The following is a 1,178-nucleotide window of genomic DNA, read 5'->3' on the forward strand; positions in this document are numbered from 1 at the left end:
TCGGGCCAGACCCGTCCGATGCCGGCCGGGCCGGCACCCGCCCGACTCGAGGCGGGCCGGGACGGACCGGACCGCGGGTGGCCACCCAGATGCCACCTGCCACGTGACCACGTACACGAGAGGCCATTTCCACCATGACGCAGCCCAAGAGCACGACACGCAGCGAGACCGTTGCGGTTCCCGTCGACGTCACCGTCGAGGAGGGCGACCGCGGTGGCAAGGGCCCGACCGGTCCGGTCGGTCCCGCCGGCGAGCCCGGCGACAAGGGCCCCAAGGGCCCCAAGGGCCCGGTCGGCCCCGCCGGCGAGCGCGGCGACAAGGGCGAGAAGGGCCCGGTCGGCCCCGCCGGTGAGCGCGGTGACAAGGGTGAGAAGGGCCAGACCGGCTCGATCGGCCCGGTCGGTGAGCGCGGTGAGAAGGGCCCGATCGGCCCGCAGGGCCTGCCCGGACTGCGCGGCGAGACCGGCCCGCAGGGCGAGCAGGGCCCGGAGGGGAAGACCGGCCCCCAGGGCGAGCAGGGCCTGCCCGGCTCCACCGGCCGCCCCGGCGAGCAGGGCGAGCAGGGCCCGCAGGGCCTGCGGGGCCAGACCGGCCCGCAGGGTGTGGTCGGTGAGCGCGGTGAGCAGGGGCCGCAGGGTGAGCAGGGCCTGCGCGGCGCCCAGGGCCCGCGCGGTGTGATCGGCGAGACCGGGGAGCAGGGCGAGCAGGGCCTGCCCGGGGTGCAGGGCCTGCCCGGTCTGCAGGGCGAGCAGGGTGCCGCCGGTGTCCGCGGCCTGCAGGGCCCGCAGGGCGAGCAGGGCGCGGCCGGCCCGACCGGCCCGGTGGGCCTGCCCGGCGTGCAGGGTCCCCAGGGCCCCTCGGGTCCGGCCTGGCTGTACCAGCCCAGCCCCGCCGAGCTGGCGTCCAAGGTCAAGCAGGCGGCGCTGGATCTCACGCCGCGCACCGTGGTCGACCCGCGGCTGGGCGTGCGCTACCTGGCCACGCTGACCTCGCGGCTGATCAAGCTGCAGGGCGGGCTGTTCCTCCGCGCCATCGTCGACACCGACGCCGCGGCCAACAACCAGCCCGGCCCCGACCTGTCCAACGTGCGCTCCATCGCCTGACCGACACGGCACCCCCCAAGGGCGCCCCGGACCGTTTCGGCGGACCGGGGCGCCCTTCGCCGTCAAGGCTCCCCC

At 77.3% G+C, this 1,178-nt stretch carries 1 protein-coding gene; it reads left to right on the plus strand.

The window, feature by feature from the left end:
* Positions 1-134 precede the first annotated feature (134 nt).
* Positions 135-1,103, plus strand: coding sequence for a collagen-like domain-containing protein (locus tag ABQ292_RS26500; RefSeq protein ID WP_369210688.1), 969 nt, complete (start codon positions 135-137; stop codon positions 1,101-1,103).
* Positions 1,104-1,178 lie beyond the last annotated feature (75 nt).

This window comes from Geodermatophilus maliterrae (assembly GCF_041018925.1).
Classification (GTDB): Bacteria; Actinomycetota; Actinomycetes; order Mycobacteriales; family Geodermatophilaceae; genus Geodermatophilus; species Geodermatophilus maliterrae.